The sequence below is a fragment of the Novosphingobium sp. ERN07 genome, from assembly GCF_012641335.1.
Classification (GTDB): domain Bacteria; phylum Pseudomonadota; class Alphaproteobacteria; order Sphingomonadales; family Sphingomonadaceae; genus Novosphingobium.
Genome location: NZ_JABAID010000005.1, coordinates 116,151 through 140,583 on the forward strand (window position 1 = coordinate 116,151; position 24,433 = coordinate 140,583).

Consider the following 24,433-nt stretch of genomic DNA (forward strand, 5'->3'; position numbering starts at 1 on the left):
CTGCCTTACATGCGAATCATGTTCATCGAGACCGAAACGACGCCCAACCCCGCCACACTCAAGTTCCTGCCCGGCGAACTGGTCATGGCATCCGGCACGCGCGAATTCACGTCGCCCGAAGCGGCCGAAGCGTCGCCACTGGCGCAAGCCCTGTTTGATCTGGGCGATGTGACGGGCGTATTCTTCGGGCGCGATTTCATTTCGGTAACCGCCGCCCCCGGCGTTGAATGGGCCTCGCTCAAGCCGCAGGTGCTATCGCTTCTGCTGGACCATTTCGTTGCACAGGCCCCGCTGTTCGCCGCCGGAACTGCCGCCGGAATTTCCGTTCCTGCCGAAGCGGACGAAAATTTTGCCGATGATCCGGCAGACGCGGACGTGATCGAACAGATCAAGGATCTGATCGAAACCCGCGTGCGGCCCGCCGTGGCCAACGATGGCGGCGACATCATCTACAAGGGCTTCCGCGAAGGTGTGGTCTATCTGCAGATGCAAGGCGCGTGCTCCGGCTGCCCCTCCTCTACCGCAACGCTCAAGAACGGCATCGAAAGCCTGCTCAAGCACTACGTCCCCGAAGTCAGTGAAGTGCGCGCGGCCTGAATGCGCAGATTGGTGATCGACAGTGCGACAGAAGCCTGCTCGGTCGCGCTGTTTGAGGACGACGAACTTATCGCAGGCGAATGCCTGGCACTTGGTCGTGGCCACGCCGAAAGGCTGGTGCCAATGATCGCTGCCCTGCCCGAAAAAGGGCGCGCAGACGTGATCGCAGTTGACGTTGGCCCCGGCAGTTTTACCGGCATTCGCGTCGGGATCGCAGCAGCCCGCGCACTGGCGCTGGCGTGGAATGCAACCGTAGAGGGTTATGAAAGCCTGTCGCTTGTCGCGGCAATGGCGCGCGCAGACCATCCCGGCGCGGCAATTGACGTGTGCATGACAGGCGGGCACGGCGAATGGTTTTTCCAGACATTCGGCGCAGACGGTGCATCGCTTGGCGTGGTCGAATCGCTGCCCTCGACACAAGTGCTGGCACGGAGTTTGGCGGGGATCGTTGCCGGCAGCCAGGCCGCACCCTGCGCCATTGAACGCCCCGAGGTCATAGCGCTTGACCTGCGGCCCGATGCGCGCGCGTTCGGGTTACTTGGCGCGCGGCACCTCCACGCCGCCCCTCGTCCTCTTTATGGCAGGGCACCCGACGCACGGCTGCCTGCCAAAACAGCCTGACCAGAGACGTTCATCAAGATATGATCGCCCCGCCCGACGATATCGACCGCATCATGTCGGTAATGGAACGGGCCTTTTCCGCCGAATTCGGTGAGGCATGGAATCGGCGGCAAGTTTCCGATGCGTTCACCATAAGTAATTGTCGTTATGGCCTGATCGCACCAGACGGCGCGGCGCATATTGCGGAAACAACCGATATCGCCGGTTTTTTCATGAGTCGCGCCATTCTGGACGAGGAAGAACTTCTACTTTTTGCGATTGCACCAGAGTATCGGCGCCGAGGCTTAGGTCATTTGCTGCTTTCACGTTTTCTTGAATCGGCCAAGGCAACTGGCATGGCGCGGGTATTCCTTGAAATGCGCCACGGAAATCCAGCGGCATTTCTTTACGCTGCACACGGTTTTCGAGAGATCGGCAGGCGTCCGTCCTATTACAGGACACCGGGAGGAGGCCGTATCGATGCAATCAGCCAGGAATTGATCTTTCAGGATTAATCCGATACTTGCTAGCGTTAGCAGGATTTTGCAAAATGATTCCAGACAAGGGCAAGTTCTGGTTGTAACTTTCGTTCATAGGACTATAAGACGTGATCTGGGTCACCAATCAAAGTTGATTGCAGTCGAAGCCCGATAACCAATTCCAAAGAAGGCCGGTTCGCAATGAGTGAAATTCAAAACGATATGCGGGAGACACTGATCACGCTCACCTCTGACATCGTGGCAGCACATGTCAGCAACAACAGCGTTGCCGTGGGTGACCTGCCCACGCTGATCACCAATGTCTATTCGGCGCTAGCCGGTCTCGATCAGCCCGCCCCTGTCGAAGAACCTGCGCCCGAACCGGCCGTTTCGATCCGCTCTTCGGTGAAGAACGATCACATCGTCTGCCTGGAAGATGGCAAGAAGCTGAAAATGCTCAAGCGCCACCTTGCTACGCGCTATAACATGACCCCGGAGCAGTATCGCACGCGCTGGAATCTTCCTGCCGACTATCCGATGGTCGCTCCTGCCTATGCTGAAAAGCGCCGGGAACTTGCCAAGAAGATCGGCCTTGGCCGCAAGCCCGCACCAAAGCGCGGTCGCAAGGCTGCGTCCTGATCTGAACAGGCTGTCGCGCAATACGATTGCACGCAGTTGAAGATTCGGCCCGCCAGTCTATAGACAGGCGGGCCGATCCTTTTTTGATGAGTTCCCAGTGCACCAGGCGATCGACATTGAAGCTCTCTGCGCCGAACGCGGCCTGCGCATCACCGACCAGCGTCGGACCATTGCGCGTGTCCTTTCGGAAAGCGACGATCACCCCGATGTAGAGAAGCTGCACGAACGCGCTTCGTCGATCGATCCGCGCATTTCCATTGCCACGGTCTATCGCACCGTGCGCCTGTTCGAAGAAGCGGGCATCCTTGATCGCCACGACTTTGGCGACGGGCGTGCGCGCTATGAAGCCACGCCAGAGGCGCATCACGACCACCTGATCGACGTTGAGACCGGCAAGGTCATCGAGTTCGTCGATCCCGAACTTGAACAGCTCCAGCGCCAGATTGCCGAAAAGCTCGGTTACCGGCTCGTCGATCACCGCATGGAGCTTTACGGCGTCAAGCTTGAACGCGACGGCTGACGCTTTTGATCGTCCGGCAATTTCCCTTGTCGGACGAGCGCGCATCGCGGTGCGCATTCTGGCAATGCTGCTGTTGCTGCTGGCTTGCGTGCCGCTCTATTATCTTTGGCGTATTTTACGCCTTCACAACCCTTGGCCGCGCATCTTTCTGGGCGGCATCGCGTGGATCGCAGGCGCACGGGTGCGAATCGAGGGCGCGCCTGAACGCAAGGGAGCCTTCCTCCTTTCCAATCATGTCAGTTGGCTCGACATACCGGTAATCTCCGGCGCCAGCGGCAGCGCTTTCGTGGCGCACTCCGGGCTTGCCGATGTGGGCCTGCTCAAATGGCTCTGCGAAATGAACGACACCGTGTTCGTCGCCCGCCATGATCGGCGGTCGGTTCATTCACAGGTCGAACAGGTTCGCGATGCGCTGACCGATACGGGCGCACTCGCCGTTTTTCCTGAAGGCACCACCAGCGATGGGCTCAGCCTTCTGCCGTTCAAATCCTCGCTGCTCTCAGCGCTTGATCCACCGCCGCCGGGCATTGCAATACAGCCGGTCTGGCTGGATTATGGCCAGAACGTAGCCTCTATTGCCTGGGTCGGCGAAGAACCTGGGTTGGACAACTTTCTCAAAATTCTCGCTCGACACAGGTCGGTGCCGGTAACGGTGCACTTCCTGCCGCCGTTGACCGCAGAAGAAGCCGCCAATCGCAAGGTAATGGCCACGGCGGCCCGTGACCGTATCCTCACCGCGATGAGCGTGGCGCGTTAGACAAAGCCAGACAAATCCACTATCGGCGCGCGTCATGTCTTCCGCTGCGCCCTCCCCCAAAACCTTCCGCGTCAAGAGCTTCGGCTGCCAGATGAACGTCTATGACGGAGAACGCATGGCCGAACTGCTCGCCGCTGAGGGTATGTCGGCGGCGGCAGAAGGTGACGACGCCGATCTGGTCGTGCTGAACACCTGCCATATCCGCGAAAAGGCGACCGAGAAGGTCTATTCGGACATTGGCCGCTTGCGGCGCGATGATGGCAGTGCTCCGCTGATCGCCGTTGCTGGCTGTGTGGCGCAGGCAGAGGGCGAGGAAATCATGGCCCGTGCGCCCAGCGTGAAGGTGGTGGTAGGCCCCCAGTCTTACCACCGCCTGCCCGAAATGGTTGCCGATGCCGCCGCCGGAAAGCGCGCCACCGAGACTGACATGCCCGCCGAGGCCAAGTTTGCCGCCCTGCCCAAGCGCCGCAAGTCTGCGCCCACCGCCTTTCTGACGGTGCAGGAAGGGTGCGACAAGTTCTGCACCTACTGCGTGGTGCCCTATACGCGCGGTGCCGAAATCAGCCGCCCGTTTGCCGATCTGGTCGAAGAGGCAAAGCTTCTGGTTGCGGGCGGCGCACGTGAGATCACGCTGCTGGGGCAGAACGTCAACGCATGGACGGGTGAGGATGACAAGGGCCGCACTGTTGGCCTCGATGGCCTTGCTCGCGCACTGGCCGCAAATCCAGATCTGCTACGTATCCGCTACACCACCAGCCATCCCAACGACATGACCGACGGATTGATCGCCGCGCATGGTGAGTTGGAAAAGCTGATGCCGTTCCTGCACCTGCCGGTGCAGGCAGGCAACGACCGCGTGCTGAAGGCTATGAACCGCAGCCATACGGTTGATAGCTACATGGCGCTGCTGGAACGCATCCGCGCCGTCCGGCCAGACATCGCGCTGTCTGGCGATTTCATCGTCGGCTTTCCGGGCGAAACCGACACCGAGTTTGAAGACACCTTGCGCCTTGTCGAACAGGTCGCCTATGCGCAGGCCTTTAGCTTCAAGTATTCGCCTCGCCCCGGCACCCCGGCAGCAACGATGCCCGATCATGTGTCCGCCAGTGTAATGGACGAGCGCCTGCAACGCCTTCAGGCCGCCATCAACCGCGATCAACTGGCGTTCAACAAGGACAGCGTGGGTAAGACCTGTGACGTTCTGGTCGAACGCCGGGGCAAGCATCGCGGCCAGTGGCTGGGCAAATCGCCGTGGCTGCAATCGGTACATTTCACGGGTGATGCCGACATTGGGCAGATGGTCACGGTCGAACTGGTTGATGCCGGGCCGAACTCGCTATCGGGTCGGCTTGTCTAATACGGCTGTGGAATAGTCGGCACGCGTCTTGTGCGCGCAATATCCGTACCTATGCTCTGCATCAGGCCCTAATCTGAAAGGAGCACATGGCCCGTAAACCCCACCGCGCCGACGAAGCGCATCATCGACCGGAATCGCAACACCGCCCTGACGCGCACAGGCGTGCCCGTGTCGAGGTCGAGTTTGACGAGCAGACCGTGCTTGGCACCCTGTTCGGCCAGTTCGACACCAATCTCGTGCATATCGAGAACCGGCTGGGAGTTTACATATCGGCGCGTGGCAATCGCGTGCTGATCGAAGGGCCGGACGATTCGGTGGCGCGCGCACGCGAAGTGCTGAAAGGAATGCACCAGCGCTTGCTGTCGGGGCAGGATCTCGATTCGGGCGCGGTCGATTCGCTGATTGCGATGAGCGTAGAGCCGACACTGGAGGGCATCATCACAGGCGCTCCCGGTGGCGCACCGCCCATCATGATCCGCACGCGCAAAAAAACCATCGTGCCGCGCAGCGCCACCCAGATCGACTACATGCGCGCTCTGATCAGCCATGACGTGATCTTCGCGCTCGGCCCCGCAGGCACGGGTAAGACCTATCTCGCCGTGGCGCAGGCCGTGGCGCAGCTCATCAGCGGTTCGGTCCAGCGCCTGATTCTTTCGCGCCCGGCAGTTGAAGCGGGCGAACGCCTTGGTTTCTTGCCCGGCGACATGAAGGAAAAGGTCGATCCCTATCTGCGCCCGCTCTACGATGCGCTGTACGATTGTATGCCACCCGAACAGGTCGAACGCCGCATCGCCAGCGGTGAAATCGAAATTGCGCCCATCGCGTTCATGCGCGGTCGCACGCTCGCCGATGCCTTCGTCATTCTCGACGAGGCACAGAACACCACGCCTGCGCAGATGAAGATGTTCCTCACCCGCTTTGGCCAGAACAGCCGGATGGTGGTGTGCGGTGACCCCAAGCAGGTCGACCTGCCCGGCGGCGTTGGGGCAAGCGGCCTCAACGATGCAGTGCAGCGCCTTGAAGGCGTCGAAGGCATCGCCACGGTGCGCTTCAAGACGGCCGATGTGGTGCGCCATCCCATCGTTGGCCGGATCGTCGAGGCATATGAAGGGAAGGACGCTTGACCGCGCCCATCCTTGAAATTGATATTGACCCCGTGTGGGGCGAGGACACCGATTGGGAGGCCCTCGCCAACCGCGCTGCCGAAGCAACCGCGCGCATTGCACCGGAACTGGGCCATGAAAACTTGCTCGTCAGCCTTGTCATGGCCGATGATGAAGAGGTTCACGCGCTGAACAAGCAATGGCGGGCCAAGGACAAGGCCACCAATGTCCTGTCGTTCCCGATGCTGTCGCGCGAGGAAGTGTTGCACGCTGCACGCGATACGAATGCGCCCGGAATGCTGGGCGACATGATCCTCGCCCACGGCGTTTGCACCCGCGAAGCTGCGGAAAAGGGCGTATCGGTCGAAGTCCACGCCACCCACCTCATCGTCCACGGCCTTCTCCATCTCGCAGGTTACGACCATGAACTTGGCGAGGCCGAAGCCGACGAAATGGAAGACCTCGAGCGGAAGTCGCTTGCACTGATGGGCATTGCCGACCCATATGCGGTCGAAGACTGAGCTTAAGAGGGAATTGAACAGTGCCTGAGGGCAATGACTCCACCGGCGACAGCCGTTCTGGAGACGGAGACAGTAGTAGTCGCGCGCTGTGGCGCGCGATCAGGGCCTTTTTCAAAGGGCCGGACCACGACCAGTCGCTGCGCGCGCAGATCGAAGAAGCGATAGACGAGCACGAGGGCGAGCCGAACCATCAGGACGGCAGCAACGGCGATCTCAATCCGCTTGAACGCCAGATGCTGCGCAATCTGCTCCATTTCAGCGAACACGATGCCGATGACGTGGCGATTCCCCGTGGCGAAATCATCGCCGTGCCCGCCTCGGCCACGTTCGAGGAACTCGTGGCTGCCTTCGCCGAACATGGTCACAGCCGGATGCCGGTCTTTGGCGAATCGCTCGACGAGATCATCGGCATGGTCCACGTTAAGGACGTTTTCGTGATCGTCGCGGGGATGCTTCTTTCCGGCAAGCAGCCACCCAAGGATTGGACCAGCCTGATGCGCCAGCCCCTGTTCGTGCCGCAGGCACGGGGCGCGCTTGACGTATTGGCAGACATGCGCAGCCGGCGTACCCACCTTGCCGTGGTCATAGACGAATATTCCGGCACGGATGGCATCATAACCATCGAAGATCTCGTTGAGGAGATCATTGGTGAGATCGAGGACGAGCACGACGACGCCCCGCAGGAACTGCTCCGCCGGATCGATCCCGATACATGGGACGCCGATGCCCGTGCAGAGCTGGATGACGTAGCGGAAACGGTTGATCCCCGGCTTGCAGAAGTGGAGGAAGACGTGGATACGCTCGGCGGGCTTGCCGTGGTATTGGCGGGCGAAGTGCCGCCCGTTGGGCGCGTGCTTGAACATGCGAGTGGCTGGCGGCTTGAGGTGACAGGAGGCGATGAACGCCGCCTCACCCGGCTCCGGCTTCATGCACCGCTGGCCGGACTGGCCACTGAAGAATAGGGTAGAAAGATGATCCGCCGCCTCCCCCCCCTGCGCTCGCTAGAGGCGTTCATTCGCGTCGTGCGCGCAGGCTCGGCCAAGACGGCGGCGGCAGAACTTGCGCTCAGTCCCTCGGCGCTGTCCCGCCGCCTTGGCGCGCTTGAAGATTTCGTGGGCAAGCCGATGTTCGAGCGCAAGCATCAGGCGCTTAAACTCACTGAGGAAGGCCAGCAGCTTTACGATGCTGTCGCCCCGCTGATCGACGAGATGGCGGATCGCGTGGACCGCCTGATCGATACCGGCAAGGTCATGCGCTTGCGCCTTGGCGTGCTGCCCCTTTTCGGCAGCCAGCGCCTGTTCCCGCGCCTTGGCGAACTGCGCAAGCTACACCCGCAACTGCACATCGATATCGATTCGGGCCACGCCGCCGAAACCAAACTGGGCGATACGATCGACGCGGCCATCGTTCTGTCAGAAGGGCCGGACGCCTCGCTCCATTCGGTGCGGCTCGATCACAACCGCGTCCACGCTATCACGTCCACCGCGCTGGCCAGCGAACTGGGCGAGCGCCCCGACATTGCCAAGCTTTCGAAGCAGACGTTCCTCGTCCACAATGATCTGCCGATGAGTTTCGAGGCGTGGAAAAAGGCGCTCCACCTCGAAAAGCTGGAACCTGCTGCGATCGACCACTTCGATTCGGGCCAGCTCATCCTCGAAGCAGCGGCCCAAGGCCTCGGCATCGCGATCATGCACGATGACCACTATCATCGCAGCCACGATTCGCGCCTTGCCAGGCTTTACGACATCGACGTGGACAGCCCCTATTCCTACTGGTTCGTATGCCGCCCGCGCGCCTTGCAATCGCGCCCGGTGCGCCTGTTCCACGACTGGATGCTGCGCGCTGGCCTGTAGGCCCAGTCTGCTCAGTGCCCGCAGGCCAGTGCTTCCACCACATCGTCCAACCGCGCCGGGTCACCCAGCGCGATGACATGACCGTCGGACCCGGCGTGCAACGGCTCGCCATTCCAGTCCGCCATCGTGCCGCCCGCACCTTCGACCACGGGCACCAAGGCCGCCCAATCGTGCAGTTTCAGCCCCGCTTCGCACACCACGTCTAGCTGGCCGGTGGCGAGCATGGCGTAGTTATAGCAATCACCGCCCATCACCATGCGCTTGTGATCGGTTTTCGCGGCAAGGCCCATGAAGTGCCCGCCATCGTGATCATCAAAGTAATGCGGCCCTGTCGTGGCCAGTGTCGCTTCGGAAAGTTCGCGGCAGATGCGAGTGCGCACCGGCTTACCGTTGAACGTGGTCTGCATTCCCATCGCCCCCACCCATCGCTCGCCCGTGATCGGCTGATTGATCACGCCAAGCACGGGAAAACCTTCGACGACGAGCGCAATCAGCGTGCCAAAGATCGGACGCCCGGCAAGAAAACCTGCCGTGCCATCGATAGGGTCAAGAACCCAGCTTCGGCCTGATGTGCCTGCAGTGGAGCCGAATTCCTCACCAATTATCGTGTCGCGCGGAACTTCGGCAGTCAGTATCCGGCGCATGGCCTCCTCTGCCGCCCGGTCAGCCAAGGTAACCGGGGTGGCATCGTCTTTCCGTTCAGCCGTTACGGTGCGGAAGTGCGGTCGGATCGCGGCGGCGGCAGCATCGGCAAGGCGCAGCGCGAGGGCGATATCTTGGTCCAGCTTCATATCATTGCCTGTGCCCGCCTGCGCATCGGGAGGTCAACCCGTAGCGCAAGATTTACACTTCCGCGTATTGAACAGTTGTAACATTCGATGCAGCGTGACACGGCGCACAGGTGCATTGATGCGGGGGCATTACGGCACCATCAACCATAGCGGGTTGCCTGGGGGCATAGTGGATGACACGAAGTAACCGGCCGGGGGCGGAACGATCGCCCGGCGTGAATCGCGCGATTGCTTCACCCAATGCCACGCGCGATGGCCAGCCCATTTCTTATAGCCGCGCTCCTGCTGCCGATCTCGAACGCTGGGTCGGGCGGTTTTATGTAACCGTGGTCGATACGCCGCCCGATCATCGCCTTGATTGCGGACTGTTGAGCGATTTTGCCTGTATTCGCATCCAGTTGCGGGGGCATTGGCAGGCATCCACAGCGGTCGGAGACAAAGCGGCAGGCAACGCGGCCATGCTTTTCGGCCCGCATTCGCGGCGGATGCCGATCAGCGTAACCGGCAGTTTCACCAGTGTGGGGGTGTTCCTGCGTCCGGGCGTGTGCCACGCGATCAATGGTCCTAAGCTGGCCGATCTGGTGGACAGGCTGGAAACCTTCACCGACCTTGGCCTGCCCGAACAGCGCTGGCTCGATTTGTGTCATCCCGATGACTCGCCCGAAGATTGGGTGCGAGCGATGGAGCACGAAATGCGCAGTCTGATCGCCGACCGCGCCGTGCGCGAACCCGATCCTATTTCCGCACGGTTCGAAGCCGCTGCCTTCACCGATCCCACCGTCAGCATTGCGCGCTTGGCCGAAGAATTTGACGTCGATCAGCGGCGGCTTGAACGCATCGTCCGTCGCGATTTCGGGATGGCTCCCAAACAGGTGCTCCGCCGCGCCCGCGCACTCGATATGGCCAGCCACTTACGCGGTGTGGCCGATCACGCCGAGGCCGAAGCCATCGCCCTGCGCTATTATGATCAGAGCCACCTGATCCGCGAATTCACCGAACTTTTCGGGATGAGTCCCCGCCAGTTCGTGGAACGTCCCCAACCGCTGATGACCATCGGCCTCGAATCGCGGCAAACGCGCAGACTGGAAACGATCCGCCGGCTGGAACCGGGCGAGGTGAAACCTTGGGAATGAGCGCGGGTGCGCATGGGGGAATAAGCGCGGTTGCGCATCGACACCGCCTCGCCTAGGCCGGGCAGATGGCAAGGGCTGATCGTCTCGAACGTCTCGACAAGCGCCGCTCTGAAATGGAAGCGGACTATACAGAAGCGCTGATTGCAGCGCTGGAAGTGACGGCAGCAGGCAAATGGGGCCTGTTCGACCACAATGCCGACAAGATCATGCGTGCCGCCACCGCTCCGGTGATAAAAGCGCTTTCAGACCTTGCCGATGAAATTGCCGAGGCACGCGAACAATTGTTCATGGAACCATTCACGCTCCATGATGAATTCATGGCCGCGCGCGGCAAGCCCCTCGCCAACGCCGTGGGCGAACCCAAACAGGCCCGCGCATGGCTGGAACGGCTGAAATCAGACAACAAAACTTAGTCGAAAAGGCTGGAAACCGAGCTTTCATCGGCAATACGGCGCACCGCTTCGCCAATCAGCGGAGCAATGGTTAGCACGCGGATGCGGTCACACGATGCAGTCGCCTCGGTTGGCATGATCGTATCGGAAATGACCAATTCCTTCAGCGCTGAATTGCCGACGCGGGCCACTGCGCCGCCCGACAGAACGCCGTGAGTGATATAGGCCGATACGCCCGCCGCACCCGCGTCCATCAATGCCTGCGCCGCGTTGCAAAGTGTGCCGCCCGAATCGATGATATCGTCGATCAGGATGCACATGCGGCCCTTCACGTCACCGATGATGTTCATCACTTCCGACTGGCCGGGGCGATCACGTCGCTTGTCCACAATCGCCAGTGGCGCGTTGTTCAGGCGCTTGGCCAGCGCGCGGGCGCGAACCACGCCGCCCACGTCGGGCGAAACGACCATCAGTTCCTGCGTGCCGTAACGGGTCTGGATATCCGCCGCCATAACCGGTGCGGCAAACAGGTTATCGGTCGGGATATCGAAGAAACCCTGAATCTGCCCGGCGTGAAGATCGACGGCCAGAACGCGGTCGGCCCCAGCCTCGGTAATCAGGTTGCAGACCAGCTTGGCCGAGATAGGCGTGCGCGGGCCGGGCTTTCGGTCTTGGCGGGCATAGCCGAAATAGGGGACCACCGCCGTGATGCGCTTTGCCGATGCACGGCGCAGCGCGTCGATGCAGATCAGCAGTTCCATCAGGTTGTCGTTCGCTGGATAGCTGGTGGACTGCACCACGAACACATCTTCGCCACGCACGTTTTCGTGGATTTCCACGAAGACTTCCTCGTCGGCAAAACGGCGCACGCTGGCGTCGGTCAGCGGCATTTCGAGATAGGCCGAAATGGCGCGTGCGAGCGGCAGGTTTGAGTTGCCAGCCATGATCTTCATGCGTGCGATTCCCTCGGTTCAGTCCCCGTCAGCGCCCTTAGCCCAAGATGACAGCTTTGCAACTCTTGCAGCACCCCTGTGTTGCCGCCTAGTGATCAGATCATGGCAGATACACTTCGCATCACCCTCGCCCAGCTCAACCAGTCGGTCGGCGATCTTGCCGCCAATGCCGCCGCGATGCTCGCCGTGCGCGAAAAGGTGCCCGATGCGGACCTGATCGTCTTTCCCGAACTGCAGTTGATCGGCTATCCGCCGGAAGACCTGATCATGAAGCCAGCGCTGGTCGCCTACGCAGCGGTGGAACTGGAAAAGCTGGCCCGTGTCACGGCAGACGGTGGCCCCGCCATGCTCGTCGGATCGGTCTTCGTGCGCGATGGCGCGCTGCATAATGGCGTGGCCCTGCTCGAAGGCGGGCGCATCGCGGCCACACGCTTCAAGTATGAACTGCCCAACTACGGCACGTTCGATGAAAAGCGCTATTTCATGCCCGGCCCCTTGCCTGAACCCGTGCTGTTCAAGGGCGCGATGCTGGGCCTGCCGATTTGCGAGGACATCTGGCACCCGGACGTGTGCCGTCATCTGGCCGAACTTGGCGCGGAAATCTTCATCTGCATCAACGGCAGCCCCTATGAAATCGACAAGGATGTTCTGCGCATCGATGGTGTGGCCAAACGCCGCGCTATCGATACGGGCATTCCCGTTGCCTATCTCAATCGCGTGGGCGGGCAGGATGAGCTGGCCTTCGACGGTGCTAGCTTCGTCGTCGGCCCCGAAGGCGCGCTGTGGGTGCAGATGCCCGATTGGGAAGAATCGATCGTCACCACCGTCTGGACGCAGACAGCGCGCGGATCAGGTTCCATCTGGCGGTGCGAACCGGGTGAAGTCCACGAACTCGCGGAACACCCCGAAGACATCTATTGCGCGATGGTCATGGCGCTGCGCGACTATGTGAACCGCAATCGCTTTCCGGGCGTGGTGCTTGGCCTGTCGGGTGGCATCGATTCGGCAATCTGCGCCGCCATCGCCGCCGATGCGCTGGGCCCGGACCGCGTGTGGTGCGTGATGCTGCCCAGCCGCTACACCAGCCAGGAAAGCCTTGATGATGCGGCAGGCTGCGCCCAGATGCTGGGGCTTCGGCTCGATACCGTGCCGATTGTCCCGGCGGTCGATGCTTTCGATACCATGCTTGCCCCCGCCTTCACGGACAAGCAACCAGACCTGACCGAGGAAAACATCCAGTCGCGCATTCGCGGTGTCACGCTTATGGCGCTGTCGAACAAATTCGGCCCTATGCTGGTGACGACCGGGAACAAGAGCGAGATGAGCGTCGGCTACGCCACCATCTATGGTGACATGAACGGCGGCTACAACCCGTTGAAAGACGCCTACAAAACCACCGTCTTTGCCATTTCCGAATGGCGCAATATAAAGCGCCCCAAGATCGGCCTTGGCCCTGATGGCCCGGTTATGCCGCAGCGGATCATCACCAAGCCGCCCAGCGCCGAACTGCGCCCGGACCAGAAAGATTCGGATTCGCTCCCTCCTTACGACGTGCTCGACGCCATTCTCCTCGGCCTTGTGGAGCATGAAAAGAGTGTCGACCAGATCGTTGCCGAAGGACATGATCGCGATACCGTGATCCGCATCGAACGCTTGCTGCACCTTGCCGAATACAAGCGCAGGCAGGCTCCTCCGGGCGTAAAGCTCGGCGCACGCAATTATGGCCGCGACCGCCGTTATCCGATCACGCACAGCTTCCGCACCGGCTAAGTTTTTGCGAATGATTCGCATTGACGAGAGAGGGTGGGCAACCTAATTTGCGATTCGTTCGCAAGAAAGGATGCCCATGCCCGCTCCCCAGCCGCTCGGTGAATCGTCCACCCGCTTTTCCGCGCTGATCGAAAGCCTGTCCCGCCCGCACGACGTGCGCGGCCTCTCGCTCAAGAGCCTGCACGTTACGATGGCCATGCGCCTGTGCGCATTGTTCGATGCGGCCGGGCGCGATCCCGTGCCCGACCTCGCCCAGCGTTATCGCAGCGTTGAAGCCGCCTGCGCCGTCCACGGCCTTGTCCAAACGGTGAAGCAGGTCTGGCCCGAACCCTTTATGGTCAACCGCCCCTGCTGCCTTGCAATGACGCCTGATGAAGTAACGCTGGTGGCCCTTGCCCGCTCCGCACAGGCCGGCAATCGCGCAGCCTTCACCGATGCCATAACCGGCTTCGTTCGCGCCGACCGGCACGACGCGCTCTACAACGCCACGATTCACGCCGTAGCGCTCATCCCTTCCCCTTGAACGCCCGGCGCGCTAGGGCGTTGCGCATGACCACGGTAACCCGCTTCGCCCCATCGCCCACTGGCAAGCTCCATGTCGGCAACGTCCGCACTGCGCTGCACAACTGGCTGCTGGCAAAGAAGACCGGCGGCAAGTTCGTGCTGCGCATAGACGATACCGATGCCGAACGCAGCCGCGAGGAGTATGTCGAAGCGATCCGCGCCGATCTGCAATGGCTTGGCCTCGTGCCCGAAGGTGAGGAACGCCAGTCGCTCCGCACCGACCTTTATGAGCGCGAATTCCAGCGTCTCGTTTCCGCAGGCCGCATCTATCGCGCCTATGAATCCGCGCAGGAACTGGATCTCAAGCGCAAGATCCTCTTGGGGCGCGGCCTCCCCCCGATCTACGATCGTGCTGCGCTGAAGCTCACCGAGGCAGACCACGCTGCCAAAGCTTCTGCGGGCGAGAAGCCGCACTGGCGCTTCCTCCTCGATCACGATCAGCCAATCATGTGGAACGATGGCATTCGGGGGGCGCAGAACTTCGACCCGCGCCAGATGTCAGACCCAGTGATCCGCCGCGCCGATGGATCATGGCTCTACATGCTGCCCTCCGCCATCGACGATATCGCGATGGGCATCACTGATGTTCTGCGCGGTGAAGATCACGTTTCAAACACCGCCACGCAGATCCAGATGTTCACCGCGCTGGGCGCAACGCCGCCGCGCTTTGCTCATGAAGCCCTGCTGACCGGCAGCGAAGGCAAACTGTCCAAACGCCTTGGCGCGCTCGGCATGGCAGATTTCCGCGAACAGGGCATCGAACCCGAAGCCATCGTCGCGCTGCTCGCCCGTTTGGGCACGTCCGATTCGGTCGACCCGTCGCTCGGCGCCGATGCGCTCGCCGCGAGCTTCGATTTATCCCGCTTCGGCCGCGCGCCCGCCCGCTTTGACGAAGCAGACCTGCACCGCGTCAACGCTCAGATCGTCCACCGCCTGCCCTACGCCCGCGTCGCGCATCTCCTGCCTGCTGGCATGGGCGAACCAGCGTGGGACGCGATCCGCCCAAACCTCGCGCATATCGATGAAGCGCGCGAATGGTGGCAAGTCGTCACAGGCCCGGTCACCGCACCGGCCTTCGACGACGAAACCCGCGCCTTCCTTGCCGAAGCGGCAACGGTTGCCACCGCACTCGATTGGCAGGCAGACCCGTGGCGCGCGCTGACATCGGCGCTAAAGGACAGCACCGGCCGCAAGGGCAAAACCCTTTTCCTCCCCCTGCGCCAAGCCCTGACCGGCCACGACCACGGCCCGGAGATGGCAGCCCTCCTTCCGCTGATCGCAAAGGAAGAGGCCGTGCGGCGGTTGTCAGCCTGAACAAATCCTCTCCGTTTTCACCAAGTGCAAATGGGGAAGATTACGGCTGCCGCCGCCCCATTGCCCACGCCAACGGCACCGTAGTCACAATCGGCCCGATCCAGTCGGCCAACCGATCGGCATTATCCCACACGCGCCCGTCGAACACGCCCCACCACGGCATGTTGGCGCGCAGGCCCTGCCCGAACTGTTCGATCCAGCGGTATTCCGCCTGCGCAACCTCGCGCCCGATGAAATAGCCGCAGGCCAGCGCCGCCCCTGCCCACCAGTTCCGCGTCGTCAGCCCTACCAGCGCCTGTATCAGCAGCGCCGCAATCGCATGTTCGATCAGGTTCATGCCCTCTCCAACGCAAAAAGGGGCGGCAGCCCTGCGGCCCCGCCCCTCTCCAAACTCGGCGTGAAAGCCGATCAGGCAGCCACAACGCTCGCCTTGCGGATCACGCCGGGGTTTGCCGGCGGTTCGCCCTTGGGCAGCGCGTCGATGTGTTCCATGCCGCTTTCGACCACGCCCCACACGGTGTACTGCTTATCGAGGAAACGCGCGTCATCAAAGCAGATGAAGAACTGGCTGTTCGCCGAGTGCGGCGCACTGGTGCGAGCCATCGAGCACACGCCGCGCACGTGCGGTTCTGCGTTGAATTCGGCCTTCAGATCCGGCTTATCCGAACCGCCCATGCCGGTTCCCTGCGGGCAGCCGCCCTGCGCCATGAAGCCGGGGATCACACGATGGAACTTCACGCCATCGTAAAAGCCTTCACCGGCAAGTTCCTTGATCCGCTCTACGTGGCCGGGGGCGAGATCAGGACGCAGCTTGATCACCACATCACCGGAATCGAGCGAAAGAACGAGATTTTCGTCAGCCATTGGTCGCAAATCCTTGTTGTCTTGCGCGCCGATATAGTGGTTCGAAAAATAAAGTCACGCATAGGTCTGCCGAGCGGTTGCAATTGATACGCCAGTGGGTAACCCGCCCGTATGGAGCGCGACGACGACACACTCGAAACCCTGCTCCCCGACGCGGAAACTGCGCCGGTCGAAGCCGTGCGCCCGACCGAAACCGTCAGAAACGCCGATAGCCTTGATCAGGAAGACAACACCCTGCGTCCCGGTTTCGTGCGCAAGGTTGCCGAAGCGCTTGAGGCGGGCGACGACGAGACCGTCTACAACCTCGTCGAACCGCTCCACCCGGCCGACATTGCCGACCTTTTCGAACTGATCGAACAGGATGATCGCGTAAAGCTCGCGCGCGCGATCAACGACCTTCTCGGCGGCGAAGTCATTGCCGAACTCAACGATTACGTCCGCGAATATCTGGTCGAAGAACTGGAACCCGAAGAGGTTGCCGAACTCGCCGAGCAGATGGAAACGGATGACGCCGTTGCGCTGATCGAAGACCTTGACGAGGAAGACCAGCAGGCCGTCCTCGCCGAGATGGAGCCGGAAGACCGCGCGGCCATCGAATCCGCGCTGTCCTACCCGGAAGAAACCGCTGGCCGCCTGATGAGCCGCGATGTGATCGCGGTGCCCGAAGCGATGACCGTGGGCGACCTGATCGATTATCTGCGCCGCGATGACGAGCTGCCCACCGAATTCTGGGAAGTGTTCATCGTCGATCACAAGCATCACCCGGTCGGCACTTGCAGCCTGTCATGGATTCTGCGCGCGCCGCGCAGCGTGCCGCTGGCCGATGTGATGAAGCGCGATCAGACGCTGATCCCCGTCACGATGGATCAGGAAGAAGTCGCGCTGCGCTTTCAGAAATACGCTCTGATTTCCGCCGCAGTCATTGACGAATCCGGGCGTCTGGTCGGCCAGATCACCGTCGACGATATCGTCCACATCATTCAGGAAGAGGCGAGCGAAGATATCCTGCGCCTCTCCGGTGCAGGCGATGGCGACATCAACGAACCCATACTGCTAACGGTGCGTACGCGCCTCACGTGGCTGATCGTGAACCTTGGCACCGCGATGGTTGCGGCGTCGGTCGTCGGCATGTTTCAGGGCGCGATTGCCCGCTTTGCCTTGCTGGCCGTGCTGATGCCCATCGTATCGGGCATGGGTGGCAATGCGGGTACGCAAACGCTCGCCGTGGTGGTGCGCGCCATTGCCACCAACCAGCTTACCAGTTCCAACACCGTGCGCATGATCCTGCGCGAACTGCGCATCGCTGCCACCAATGGCACAGCGCTCGGCATCCTGATCGGCAGCGCCACCGCGCTCCTGTTCTCCAACCCGCTGTTGGGCGCGGTCATCGGCTCGGCAATGGTGATCAACAATCTGGTGGCGGGCCTTGCCGGCATCATGGTCCCGGTCACGCTCGATCGCCTGAAAGTGGACCCGGCTGTCTCTTCTGCCGTATTCGTTACGATGGCCACAGATGTCATGGGCTTCTTCTCGTTCCTCGGCCTTGCGGTGTTGAGCGGGCTGGCGGCTTAACCTTTCGCATGGTTTTCTCTCCCGCTTGCGGGAGGGGTCGGGGGAGGGCCTGTTGAAGCACACTCATCGAGTCTTGAAACAATGCCCCTAAACATGACCAAAGTCGCCTACGGTGCCCAATCCCTCGCCGAAATCCATGAATGGTTTTCGGATTCAGGCCGCCGTGGCGGGGCAAAGGTGGCCTACCTCAGCACCCGCAACCGCCCCAAGCGCGCCGAGGAAATGATCGGCGGCTCGCTCTACTGGATTCACAAGCACCAACTCGTCGCCCGCTCGGAAATCGTCGCGTTCGAAGAAGCTGAAAACGGCCACACCCACATCGTCGTCAGCACCAAACTGATCGACGTCCACCCCAAACCCAAACGCGCCCACCAAGGCTGGCGCTATCTGGAAGAAGCTGACGCGCCTGCGGACCTTGGCGAAGGCGAGACGGGTGAAGTGCTGCCTGCGCAGATCGCGTCTGATCTGGCCAAGCTGGGGCTGGTCTAAGCCTTTCCTGCTGCCTCACGCGCCAGCACCTTGCGGATCAGGTCGGCGTAAACCTCCGGCTCCTGCGCGCCTGGCACGATCAGCTTGCCGTTGATCAGCACGGCGGGAACGCCGGTCACGTTCATGTCCCAAGCCTGCTGCTGCCCGGCCACAACCTGCGTGTCGATCTCAGCGTCGATCATCGCCTGCAACGCTCCCAAGCGCGGCAACCCAGCGGCTTCCGCTACATCGGCCAGCACTTCCGGGTCAGACACATTCCGCCGCGCCTGAAAGTGCGCATCGAACAGCGCCCGCTTCAGGCGCACCTGCTGCTCCGGCCCGAAATCGCGCAAGGCCCACGTCAGCAGCCGGTGTGCCATCCGCGTGTTCCACATCATCGCGGGCGGCGCTTCGCCCTCTCCGGTGTAGTCGAACGAATAGCCAGCGCGTGCCCCCGCCTGCTTCAGTGTATCGCGCACGCCTGCCGATTGCTCCGGCGTACGGCCATATTTGCGCTGGATATGCGCCGCCTGCTCCTCGCCTTCCTCGGGCATGTGCGGGTTCAGTTCGAAGGGGTGGAACCGCACCGTGGCGTCCACTTCGCCCGCCATCCCGGCCAGCGCCTTGTCCAATTGGTTCAGCCCGATCATGCACCACGGGCACATCACGTCCGACCAGATGTCGAGCATGACCTTGGCGGGCGCGTTCATTGCGCCAGCCACCAGCTGAGCAAGTGATGCGCCACGGCAAAGGGCGGCGGCGCGATGAATGCACCGTCTTCCGCGCCGGTCATCGCGTATCGCACTTCCTCACGCGTGAACCAGCGGGCGTCGTCCAGTTCGGTTTCGTCTATGGTAATTTCGCGCTGGGTCGTGAAGGCATGACACGCGATCATCAGCGAGGACGGGAACGGCCAAGGCTGGCTCGCCACATAGCGCACCGCGTCCACTTTCACGCCCGCCTCTTCCAGCACCTCGCGCCGCACCGCGTCTTCCAGACCCTCGCCCGGCTCCACAAAGCCCGCCAGCGCCGAATACCTGCGCGGCGGGAAGCGCGGCTGGCGGCCCAGCAGCAGCTCACCCTCGCTCTCCACTGTCATGATGGTGACGGGATCGACGCGCGGGAAGTGCTCGGCCTTGCAAGCCTCTTTGGTGCATGTCCGTTGCCAGCCGCCCTTGCGCAACACCGTAGCCGAACCACATCGCGCGCAGAAGCGGTGCCGCGCGTGCCAGTCCACCAGACTGCGTGCGCCGCCATAGATCGTGAGATCACCGGGCGAAAGATTGCCCATCGCCGCCCACAGCCGGGGATTGGGCGGTGCCACGCTGCCCACGATGAGCGGCGTCACTTGCGCAAAGCACCCACGGCCGTCCTCGGTCAACCCCAGAAACACCAGTTCTGCTTCCGGGTCTGCATCGGCCAGCGTGCCCCAGTCCAGCCCGCCATCGGGGTCGACTACCGGATCGATCCCCTCCAGCTTCAGCAGTCGCGCGCGCCAGTTCATCAGATCGCCAAGCCGCTCGGCATCGGCACGGATATGGTCGGCGCGGTCAAGCCCGCCGCCTGCAAATGCGATTGTCGTGTCCATCAGGCTGCGGCCTTCTTCCCCGTAACGTCGGCCAGCACGGCCTGCGCGAATTCCTTGTGCACCGGATAGGCATCGGACGGCATGTATTGCGTAAAGCACCCCGCGCGCAGACCCACCCGGAAGTTCACGAAGCCCACCGTGCCCGCAGCTCCAGCCCAGCCATACGTCCCGGCGTCCTCACCCAGCCCGACCGATCCACCCGCTCCAAAGCCGTTGCCCTTGATGAACGCCTTCGACAGATCAGCCCCCACGGACAGCAGATTGCTCGTCCCCTGCCGCACCGCAGCCTCGCTCATCACCTGCCGCCCGTCGATCGTGCCGAAGCCCAGCAGCATCCGCTGAAAGCGGTCATAATCGCGTGGGGAAGACACCAGCCCCGCTCCGCCAAACGGATAGGGGGGCCGGTCTAGATAGATCGAAGTCTTGCCCGGATCGACCGGCAGCAACATCCCGCCCACCGCCGCATAGTTGGTGGACAGACGCCCCGCCTCACTCTCGGGGACACGGAACCAGGTGGATGTCATCCCGCACGGGCCAAACACCCGCTCGGCCAGAAAGGCATCGAAGGGCTTTCCCGAAGCCACTTCGATCACCCGCCCGAGCAGGTCCAAGCCCACCGAATAGCTCCACACGCTCCCCGGTTCGTACACCAGCGGCATCGTCGCCAGCACATCGGCAAATTCGGCAAGGCTCTTCAGCGGCTTGGGCGCGTCCATCCCCGGCAGCGGCATCCGGCTCGCCTGCCCCGGCACCAGCCCCGCCTTGATATAGGCGTCCCTGATCGGCCCCTTCTGGATGATCGAATAGCCTAGCCCCGCCGTATGAGTCAGCAGGTGCCGCACCGTGATCTGCGCCTTGGCCGGGCGCAGATCGGTGATCGAACCATCAGGCGTCACCTGCACCATCATCTTGCCAAACGCGGGCAGCAGATCGGCAATGGGCTGATCGAGCCGCAGCTTGCTTTCGTCCACCAGCATCATCGCGGCCATGCCGGTGATCGGCTTGGTCATCGAATAGATGCGGAAAAGGCTGTCCATATCGAGCGGTGGCGCCTCACCCTTGGCCAGCCCGCCGCGCGCAATATCCAGCGGAGCTTCACCCGCCCCCCAGCCCAGCGCCGCGATCATCCCCGGCAGCTTGCCTGAACTGACATAGCCGTCCAGCATCCGTGTCACCGCCGGAAACTTCGCCTCTGCTGCTGCGCTGGCAAAGGCCATACGCGGCAGCAGGGACGTTCCCGCCAGCGCCCCGAATGATCCCAGCAGCGCCCTGCGCGAAACTGCCAAATCCCGCATCCTCAGCCATTCCTCTCAGCAATCGCCAGCCGCGCCGCCTTGGCGAACACGGTGGGCAGACCGGCCGCCTCAATCTCCACGACCGGCCACCACTCTCCGTCCGGGAGACTAGCCGCTTCTGCCGACGCGCAAAGCATCAATTGCAATTCGAGATCGAAATGCGTGAAGCCATGCCGCACCACGCCCGCACTCTTCCAATCACCGTCCAGCGCCGCCGCACCATCCCCCTTGGCCGACCAGCCATCGTCAGGCAGCGCGCGCATCCCGCCCAGCATCCCGCGTCCCGGCCTGCGCAACAGCAGCACCGCGCCATCGCGCTCGATCCAATAGGCGCGCCCCTGCCGCACCGGCTTGGGCTTCTTCGCCGCCTTCACCGGCAAACGCTCCGGCGCGCCCTCGGCTCGCCCCCGACACTGCGCGGCCAGCGGGCACAACATGCACCGGGGTGACCGCGCGGTGCAGATCGTCGCCCCCAGATCCATCATCGCCTGCGCAAAGTCCCCAGCCCGCACATCGGGTGTCACCTGTCCCGCAGCAAAGCGGATCGCCGCCTTCCCGCCGGGCAAAGGCTCATCAATGGCAAAAAGCCGCGCCACCACCCGCTCGACATTGGCATCCACCACCACCGCGCGCCGTCCGTACGCAATCGCCGCCACCGCCGCTGCCGTATAGTCGCCCAGCCCCGGAAGCGCGCGCAAGGCTTCCTCCGTATCGGGGAACACCCCGCCCTGCGCAGCAACCGCCCGCGCACAGGCGAGCAGATTGCGCGCCCGCGCATAGTATCCTAGCCCCGCCCATGCCGCCATCACATCGGCATCATCCGCCGCCGCCAGATCGTCGACCGTCGGCCAGCGCTCCAGAAACTTGGTGAAATACGGCCCCACGGCCGCCACCGTGGTCTGCTGCAACATAACCTCGGACAGCCAGACGCGATAGGGATCGGCCCCCTCCTCACCCGGCAACGCACGCCACGGCAATCGCCGCGCATGAACGTCATACCACGTCAGCAGACTTGGCGCGATTGCCTCAGGATCGAAGGAGATTGCGGCATCCTCTCTGGCTTGCATCGCCCACCTATGGCATGGCGCAAGGCGATATGAAAACCACCCCTTCGGACGCGGAGAAATCCAAAGTTGCCAAGGCTGCAAAGCCTGCCACAAAACCCGCGTTCAAACCCTTTGAACGCCCACGCGGCGGCGAAGCGCGCCAGATCGCAGACCTTATGCCCGCCATCGGCCGCACCGCATTCCGCCGCTTCGGCTTCGTGCAATCCAGCGTCGTCACCCGCTGGCCCGAAATCGTGGGTGAACGCCACGCGCGGCATTGTATGCCAGAATCGATCCGCTTCCCCCCCGGCGAAAAGTCCGAAGGCATCCTGCAATTGCTGGTCAGCCCGGCTCATGCGCCGCTGATCCAGCACGTGATCCCAGAAATCATGGACCGGGTGAACCGCTTCTTCGGCTACAATGCCGTCGCCAAAGTGAAGATCCGGCAAGGTGCGGTTCAGGCACCCAAACCCAAAGACACACCACGCGCCGCGCCGCCTTCGTTAAAGCCAATTCCAATGGAACTGGGGGATTCGTTGCGCGATATCGGTGATCCCGAACTGCGCACCGTGCTGGAATCGCTGGCGCGCAGTCTCGATAGCGCAACGGGGGGAAAGAAAGTCGGATGAACCGCAAACTTGCAACTGCCGCACTGGCCACCGTGGCCCTGCTCTCGCTCACCGGCCAGACGCCCGCCGCCAAGCCGAAGCCCGCCCGCCCGGCTGGCGGCACCAACTGGGCCGCCACGGCCTCGGTCACGCCCGAAGGCTATCACATCCTCGGCAATCCCAAGGCCCCGCTGCGTCTGGTTGAGTTCGTCAGCTACACCTGCCCGCACTGTTCTGCCTTCGAAGTGGAATCCGAAGGCCAGTTGAAGCTCGGCATGGTCGGCCCCGGCAAGGGCGCGGTCGAAGTGCGCAATTTCGTGCGCGATCCGGTTGACGTTACCGTGGCGCTCATCACCAACTGCCTCCCCGCCAACCGCTTCTTTCAGGTCCACACCGCCTTCATGCGCGCACAACCGCAGTGGATCGGCCCGCTCACCAATTCCACCGCCGCCCAGCGTCAACGCTGGACCACCGGACCCTTCTCCACCCGCACCCGTGCCATCGCGTCGGACTTCAAGTTCTATCAGTTCATGGCCGCAAGGGGCGTGGACCGTCCCACGCTCGACCGCTGCCTCGCCAACGAACCGCTGGCCAACAAACTGGCCCAGCAAACTAATGATGCAGTCGAAAAGCTTGGCGTCACCGGCACCCCCAGCTTCATGATCGATGGCGTGCTGCTGGCCGGCACCCACAACTGGGACGCCCTTCGCCCCCAAATCCTCGCGCGAACGAAGTAAAGCGCGCGTCTTTCTCCCCTCCCGCAAGCGGGAGGGGCTGGGGGAGGGCATGTTCCCAAACCCTGCCCTCATCCACAACCCAACCCCCACACCCCTTCAAACCCCCGCCACAATCGGCTAGCGTCCGCCCCAAACCGCCAGAAACGGGAATATCCAGACGATGAAACTCGCCCGCGCTCTTCTTCTTGCCGCCCTGCCCCTCACGCTCGGCGTTACCGCGTGTGACAAGAAGGATGCCGCCGCCACGGGCGATGTCGCCAGCAGCGAACCCATTGCCAAAATTCCCGCCCCGGCAGGCAAATCATGGGCAGAAACCTTCTCGGTCAATGCCGATGGCGGCTATGTGATGGGCAACCCCGATGCCCCGATCAAGCTGATGGAATTTGGCGCGCTGTCCTGCTCGCACTGCGCGGAGTTTTCGGAAAAAGGCTTCCCCAAGCTGCGCGATGATTACATCGCATCGGGCCGCGTGTCCTATGAACTGCGCCTGTTCCTGCTGAATGCGCTCGATATGCCGTCGGTCCTGCTCGCCACCTGCGGCGCTCCCGAAGCGGTGATACCGCTCGCCGAACAGTTCTGGGGCTGGCAGCCGCAGATGTTCACCAATCTTCAGGCGAACAACGCAGCACTCGAACAGGTTTCCGCGCTCCCGCCCGAAAAGCGCTTTGGCGGCATCGCGCAAGTGTCGGGCATGAGCGAATTTTTCGCCTCGCGCGGCGTTGCCGCCGCCCAGGGGGCCACCTGCCTTGCAGACACTGCAAAGGCCACGAAACTTGCCGAAGTGAACGAAAAGTGGAGCAAGGAATTCGACATCACCGGCACGCCCACCTTCTTCATCAACGGCAACAAGACAGGCGTCGCAAGCTGGCAGGAGCTTGAACCCATGCTGCAAAAGGCTGGCGCGCGCTGAGG

General features: G+C 62.4%; 29 protein-coding genes. 21 read left to right on the forward strand and 8 right to left on the reverse strand.

The features are described 5' to 3' along the window. Positions 1-18 precede the first annotated feature (18 nt). From HGI47_RS09295 to HGI47_RS09345, 11 genes are all read left to right on the forward strand, one after another. Complete coding sequence (locus tag HGI47_RS09295; RefSeq protein WP_168852464.1) at positions 19-597, forward strand: NifU family protein; 579 nt, start codon at positions 19-21, stop codon at positions 595-597. Continuing rightward, positions 598-1,218, forward strand: a complete 621-nt coding sequence (tsaB, locus tag HGI47_RS09300) for a tRNA (adenosine(37)-N6)-threonylcarbamoyltransferase complex dimerization subunit type 1 TsaB (RefSeq protein WP_168852465.1) — start codon at positions 598-600, stop codon at positions 1,216-1,218. Positions 1,219-1,238: 20 nt separating this feature from the next. Continuing rightward, positions 1,239-1,712: a GNAT family N-acetyltransferase gene (locus HGI47_RS09305; protein ID WP_168852466.1), complete on the forward strand. Its 474-nt coding sequence runs from the start codon at positions 1,239-1,241 to the stop codon at positions 1,710-1,712. 165 nt (positions 1,713-1,877) lie between these two features. After that, entirely contained in the window at positions 1,878-2,315 is a 438-nt protein-coding gene (locus HGI47_RS09310; RefSeq protein ID WP_168852467.1) for a MucR family transcriptional regulator, read from the forward strand. 97 nt (positions 2,316-2,412) lie between these two features. Beyond that, complete coding sequence (locus HGI47_RS09315; protein ID WP_144905629.1) at positions 2,413-2,835, forward strand: Fur family transcriptional regulator; 423 nt, start codon at positions 2,413-2,415, stop codon at positions 2,833-2,835. Then, a complete protein-coding gene (locus HGI47_RS09320; protein WP_206066093.1) occupies positions 2,819-3,592 on the forward strand; it encodes a 1-acyl-sn-glycerol-3-phosphate acyltransferase in 774 nt (257 codons plus the stop codon). Before HGI47_RS09315 ends, HGI47_RS09320 begins: the two co-directional genes overlap by 17 nt. Positions 3,593-3,626: 34 nt before the next feature. Further along, positions 3,627-4,949: a tRNA (N6-isopentenyl adenosine(37)-C2)-methylthiotransferase MiaB gene (gene miaB / locus HGI47_RS09325; protein ID WP_168852468.1), complete on the forward strand. Its 1,323-nt coding sequence runs from the start codon at positions 3,627-3,629 to the stop codon at positions 4,947-4,949. Positions 4,950-5,035: 86 nt separating this feature from the next. Then, entirely contained in the window at positions 5,036-6,073 is a 1,038-nt protein-coding gene (locus HGI47_RS09330; RefSeq protein ID WP_168852469.1) for a PhoH family protein, read from the forward strand. Next, on the forward strand, positions 6,070-6,573 hold the full coding sequence (gene ybeY, locus HGI47_RS09335) for an rRNA maturation RNase YbeY (RefSeq protein WP_168852470.1): 504 nt from the start codon (positions 6,070-6,072) through the stop codon (positions 6,571-6,573). Before HGI47_RS09330 ends, ybeY begins: the two co-directional genes overlap by 4 nt. A 20-nt stretch (positions 6,574-6,593) precedes the next feature. Next, complete coding sequence (locus HGI47_RS09340; protein WP_168852471.1) at positions 6,594-7,535, forward strand: hemolysin family protein; 942 nt, start codon at positions 6,594-6,596, stop codon at positions 7,533-7,535. A gap of 9 nt (positions 7,536-7,544) precedes the next feature. Next, positions 7,545-8,426 carry a LysR substrate-binding domain-containing protein gene (locus HGI47_RS09345; protein ID WP_168852472.1) on the forward strand — a complete coding sequence of 294 codons (882 nt, stop codon included), beginning with the start codon at positions 7,545-7,547 and terminating at the stop codon, positions 8,424-8,426. Positions 8,427-8,437: 11 nt separating this feature from the next. Here the strand turns inward: HGI47_RS09345 and HGI47_RS09350 are convergent, their stop codons facing one another. After that, on the reverse strand, positions 8,438-9,217 hold the full coding sequence (locus HGI47_RS09350) for an inositol monophosphatase family protein (RefSeq protein ID WP_168852473.1): 780 nt from the start codon (positions 9,215-9,217) through the stop codon (positions 8,438-8,440). A 173-nt stretch (positions 9,218-9,390) separates the two neighbouring features. On the opposite strand from HGI47_RS09350, the gene HGI47_RS09355 reads away from it, so the two are divergent. Next, the gene (locus HGI47_RS09355; RefSeq protein WP_168852474.1) at positions 9,391-10,350 is read left to right on the forward strand and encodes a helix-turn-helix domain-containing protein; all 960 of its coding nucleotides are present in this window, start codon (positions 9,391-9,393) and stop codon (positions 10,348-10,350) included. 65 nt (positions 10,351-10,415) lie between these two features. After that, complete coding sequence (locus HGI47_RS09360; RefSeq protein ID WP_168852475.1) at positions 10,416-10,763, forward strand: hypothetical protein; 348 nt, start codon at positions 10,416-10,418, stop codon at positions 10,761-10,763. Here the strand turns inward: HGI47_RS09360 and HGI47_RS09365 are convergent. Further along, positions 10,760-11,695, reverse strand: a complete 936-nt coding sequence (locus HGI47_RS09365) for a ribose-phosphate pyrophosphokinase (RefSeq protein WP_168852476.1) — start codon at positions 11,693-11,695, stop codon at positions 10,760-10,762. The genes HGI47_RS09360 and HGI47_RS09365 overlap by 4 nt on opposite strands. A 102-nt stretch (positions 11,696-11,797) precedes the next feature. Between HGI47_RS09365 and HGI47_RS09370 the strand changes: the two genes are divergently transcribed. From HGI47_RS09370 to gltX, 3 genes are all read left to right on the forward strand, one after another. Further along, a complete protein-coding gene (locus HGI47_RS09370; protein WP_168852477.1) occupies positions 11,798-13,465 on the forward strand; it encodes an NAD+ synthase in 1,668 nt (555 codons plus the stop codon). A gap of 76 nt (positions 13,466-13,541) precedes the next feature. Next, on the forward strand, positions 13,542-13,988 hold the full coding sequence (locus HGI47_RS09375; RefSeq protein ID WP_168852478.1) for a hypothetical protein: 447 nt from the start codon (positions 13,542-13,544) through the stop codon (positions 13,986-13,988). A 26-nt stretch (positions 13,989-14,014) separates the two neighbouring features. Beyond that, positions 14,015-15,343, forward strand: coding sequence for a glutamate--tRNA ligase (gene gltX, locus HGI47_RS09380; RefSeq protein WP_168852479.1), 1,329 nt, complete (start codon positions 14,015-14,017; stop codon positions 15,341-15,343). A gap of 40 nt (positions 15,344-15,383) precedes the next feature. Here gltX and HGI47_RS09385 read toward each other — a convergent pair whose 3' ends face one another. Together HGI47_RS09385 and HGI47_RS09390 are read right to left on the reverse strand one after the other, a co-directional pair. Next, a complete protein-coding gene (locus HGI47_RS09385; protein ID WP_168852480.1) occupies positions 15,384-15,680 on the reverse strand; it encodes a hypothetical protein in 297 nt (98 codons plus the stop codon). Between the two features lie 71 nt (positions 15,681-15,751). Further along, positions 15,752-16,207 carry a peptidylprolyl isomerase gene (locus tag HGI47_RS09390; RefSeq protein WP_168852481.1) on the reverse strand — a complete coding sequence of 152 codons (456 nt, stop codon included), beginning with the start codon at positions 16,205-16,207 and terminating at the stop codon, positions 15,752-15,754. Between the two features lie 111 nt (positions 16,208-16,318). Here HGI47_RS09390 and mgtE point away from each other — a divergent pair, with 111 nt between their 5' ends. Together mgtE and HGI47_RS09400 are read left to right on the forward strand one after the other, a co-directional pair. Then, the gene (gene mgtE, locus HGI47_RS09395; RefSeq protein WP_206066094.1) at positions 16,319-17,779 is read left to right on the forward strand and encodes a magnesium transporter; all 1,461 of its coding nucleotides are present in this window, start codon (positions 16,319-16,321) and stop codon (positions 17,777-17,779) included. Positions 17,780-17,860: 81 nt separating this feature from the next. Beyond that, positions 17,861-18,268, forward strand: coding sequence for a DUF1489 domain-containing protein (locus HGI47_RS09400; RefSeq protein WP_168852482.1), 408 nt, complete (start codon positions 17,861-17,863; stop codon positions 18,266-18,268). Here HGI47_RS09400 and HGI47_RS09405 read toward each other — a convergent pair. From HGI47_RS09405 to HGI47_RS09420, 4 genes are read right to left on the reverse strand one after another with little or no spacing between them, the layout of a single operon-like run. Beyond that, on the reverse strand, positions 18,265-18,969 hold the full coding sequence (locus HGI47_RS09405; protein WP_370521675.1) for a DsbA family oxidoreductase: 705 nt from the start codon (positions 18,967-18,969) through the stop codon (positions 18,265-18,267). The two genes, HGI47_RS09400 and HGI47_RS09405, sit on opposite strands and share 4 nt — an antisense overlap. Then, on the reverse strand, positions 18,954-19,835 hold the full coding sequence (gene nudC / locus HGI47_RS09410; RefSeq protein WP_206066095.1) for an NAD(+) diphosphatase: 882 nt from the start codon (positions 19,833-19,835) through the stop codon (positions 18,954-18,956). The genes HGI47_RS09405 and nudC overlap by 16 nt, the downstream gene beginning before the upstream one ends. Next, positions 19,835-21,130 carry a serine hydrolase gene (locus HGI47_RS09415; protein ID WP_168852484.1) on the reverse strand — a complete coding sequence of 432 codons (1,296 nt, stop codon included), beginning with the start codon at positions 21,128-21,130 and terminating at the stop codon, positions 19,835-19,837. Before HGI47_RS09415 ends, nudC begins: the two co-directional genes overlap by 1 nt. 2 nt (positions 21,131-21,132) lie before the next feature. After that, entirely contained in the window at positions 21,133-22,197 is a 1,065-nt protein-coding gene (locus HGI47_RS09420) for an A/G-specific adenine glycosylase (protein ID WP_168852485.1), read from the reverse strand. A gap of 29 nt (positions 22,198-22,226) precedes the next feature. On the opposite strand from HGI47_RS09420, the gene HGI47_RS09425 reads away from it, so the two are divergent. The 3 genes from HGI47_RS09425 to HGI47_RS09435 all read left to right on the forward strand — a co-directional run bounded on the left by HGI47_RS09425 (position 22,227) and on the right by HGI47_RS09435 (position 24,431). Further along, a complete protein-coding gene (locus HGI47_RS09425) occupies positions 22,227-22,805 on the forward strand; it encodes a DUF721 domain-containing protein (RefSeq protein WP_168852486.1) in 579 nt (192 codons plus the stop codon). Beyond that, positions 22,802-23,521 (forward strand): thioredoxin domain-containing protein, encoded by a 720-nt coding sequence (locus tag HGI47_RS09430; RefSeq protein WP_168852487.1) that lies wholly within the window; start codon positions 22,802-22,804, stop codon positions 23,519-23,521. The genes HGI47_RS09425 and HGI47_RS09430 overlap by 4 nt, the downstream gene beginning before the upstream one ends. Positions 23,522-23,681: 160 nt before the next feature. Beyond that, the gene (locus tag HGI47_RS09435) at positions 23,682-24,431 is read left to right on the forward strand and encodes a thioredoxin domain-containing protein (RefSeq protein WP_168852488.1); all 750 of its coding nucleotides are present in this window, start codon (positions 23,682-23,684) and stop codon (positions 24,429-24,431) included. Positions 24,432-24,433 lie beyond the last annotated feature (2 nt).

Bases quoted from the DNA above. Each gene is read 5' to 3' on its own strand.
- HGI47_RS09355 (WP_168852474.1), top strand. From the start codon at position 9,391: ATGACACGAAGTAACCGGCCGGGGGCGGAACGATCGCCCGGCGTGAAT.
- HGI47_RS09345 (WP_168852472.1), top strand. From the start codon at position 7,545: ATGATCCGCCGCCTCCCCCCCCTGCGCTCGCTAGAGGCGTTCATTCGC.
- HGI47_RS09425 (WP_168852486.1), top strand. From the start codon at position 22,227: ATGAAAACCACCCCTTCGGACGCGGAGAAATCCAAAGTTGCCAAGGCT.
- tsaB (WP_168852465.1), top strand. From the start codon at position 598: ATGCGCAGATTGGTGATCGACAGTGCGACAGAAGCCTGCTCGGTCGCG.
- HGI47_RS09365 (WP_168852476.1), bottom strand. From the start codon at position 11,695: ATGAAGATCATGGCTGGCAACTCAAACCTGCCGCTCGCACGCGCCATT.
- HGI47_RS09420 (WP_168852485.1), bottom strand. From the start codon at position 22,197: ATGCAAGCCAGAGAGGATGCCGCAATCTCCTTCGATCCTGAGGCAATC.
- HGI47_RS09400 (WP_168852482.1), top strand. From the start codon at position 17,861: ATGCCCCTAAACATGACCAAAGTCGCCTACGGTGCCCAATCCCTCGCC.
- HGI47_RS09330 (WP_168852469.1), top strand. From the start codon at position 5,036: ATGGCCCGTAAACCCCACCGCGCCGACGAAGCGCATCATCGACCGGAA.
- miaB (WP_168852468.1), top strand. From the start codon at position 3,627: ATGTCTTCCGCTGCGCCCTCCCCCAAAACCTTCCGCGTCAAGAGCTTC.
- HGI47_RS09295 (WP_168852464.1), top strand. From the start codon at position 19: ATGTTCATCGAGACCGAAACGACGCCCAACCCCGCCACACTCAAGTTC.
- nudC (WP_206066095.1), bottom strand. From the start codon at position 19,835: ATGGACACGACAATCGCATTTGCAGGCGGCGGGCTTGACCGCGCCGAC.
- mgtE (WP_206066094.1), top strand. From the start codon at position 16,319: ATGGAGCGCGACGACGACACACTCGAAACCCTGCTCCCCGACGCGGAA.
- HGI47_RS09310 (WP_168852467.1), top strand. From the start codon at position 1,878: ATGAGTGAAATTCAAAACGATATGCGGGAGACACTGATCACGCTCACC.
- HGI47_RS09385 (WP_168852480.1), bottom strand. From the start codon at position 15,680: ATGAACCTGATCGAACATGCGATTGCGGCGCTGCTGATACAGGCGCTG.
- HGI47_RS09435 (WP_168852488.1), top strand. From the start codon at position 23,682: ATGAAACTCGCCCGCGCTCTTCTTCTTGCCGCCCTGCCCCTCACGCTC.
- HGI47_RS09350 (WP_168852473.1), bottom strand. From the start codon at position 9,217: ATGAAGCTGGACCAAGATATCGCCCTCGCGCTGCGCCTTGCCGATGCT.
- HGI47_RS09430 (WP_168852487.1), top strand. From the start codon at position 22,802: ATGAACCGCAAACTTGCAACTGCCGCACTGGCCACCGTGGCCCTGCTC.
- gltX (WP_168852479.1), top strand. From the start codon at position 14,015: ATGACCACGGTAACCCGCTTCGCCCCATCGCCCACTGGCAAGCTCCAT.
- HGI47_RS09390 (WP_168852481.1), bottom strand. From the start codon at position 16,207: ATGGCTGACGAAAATCTCGTTCTTTCGCTCGATTCCGGTGATGTGGTG.
- HGI47_RS09375 (WP_168852478.1), top strand. From the start codon at position 13,542: ATGCCCGCTCCCCAGCCGCTCGGTGAATCGTCCACCCGCTTTTCCGCG.
- HGI47_RS09360 (WP_168852475.1), top strand. From the start codon at position 10,416: ATGGCAAGGGCTGATCGTCTCGAACGTCTCGACAAGCGCCGCTCTGAA.
- HGI47_RS09370 (WP_168852477.1), top strand. From the start codon at position 11,798: ATGGCAGATACACTTCGCATCACCCTCGCCCAGCTCAACCAGTCGGTC.
- HGI47_RS09305 (WP_168852466.1), top strand. From the start codon at position 1,239: ATGATCGCCCCGCCCGACGATATCGACCGCATCATGTCGGTAATGGAA.
- HGI47_RS09415 (WP_168852484.1), bottom strand. From the start codon at position 21,130: ATGCGGGATTTGGCAGTTTCGCGCAGGGCGCTGCTGGGATCATTCGGG.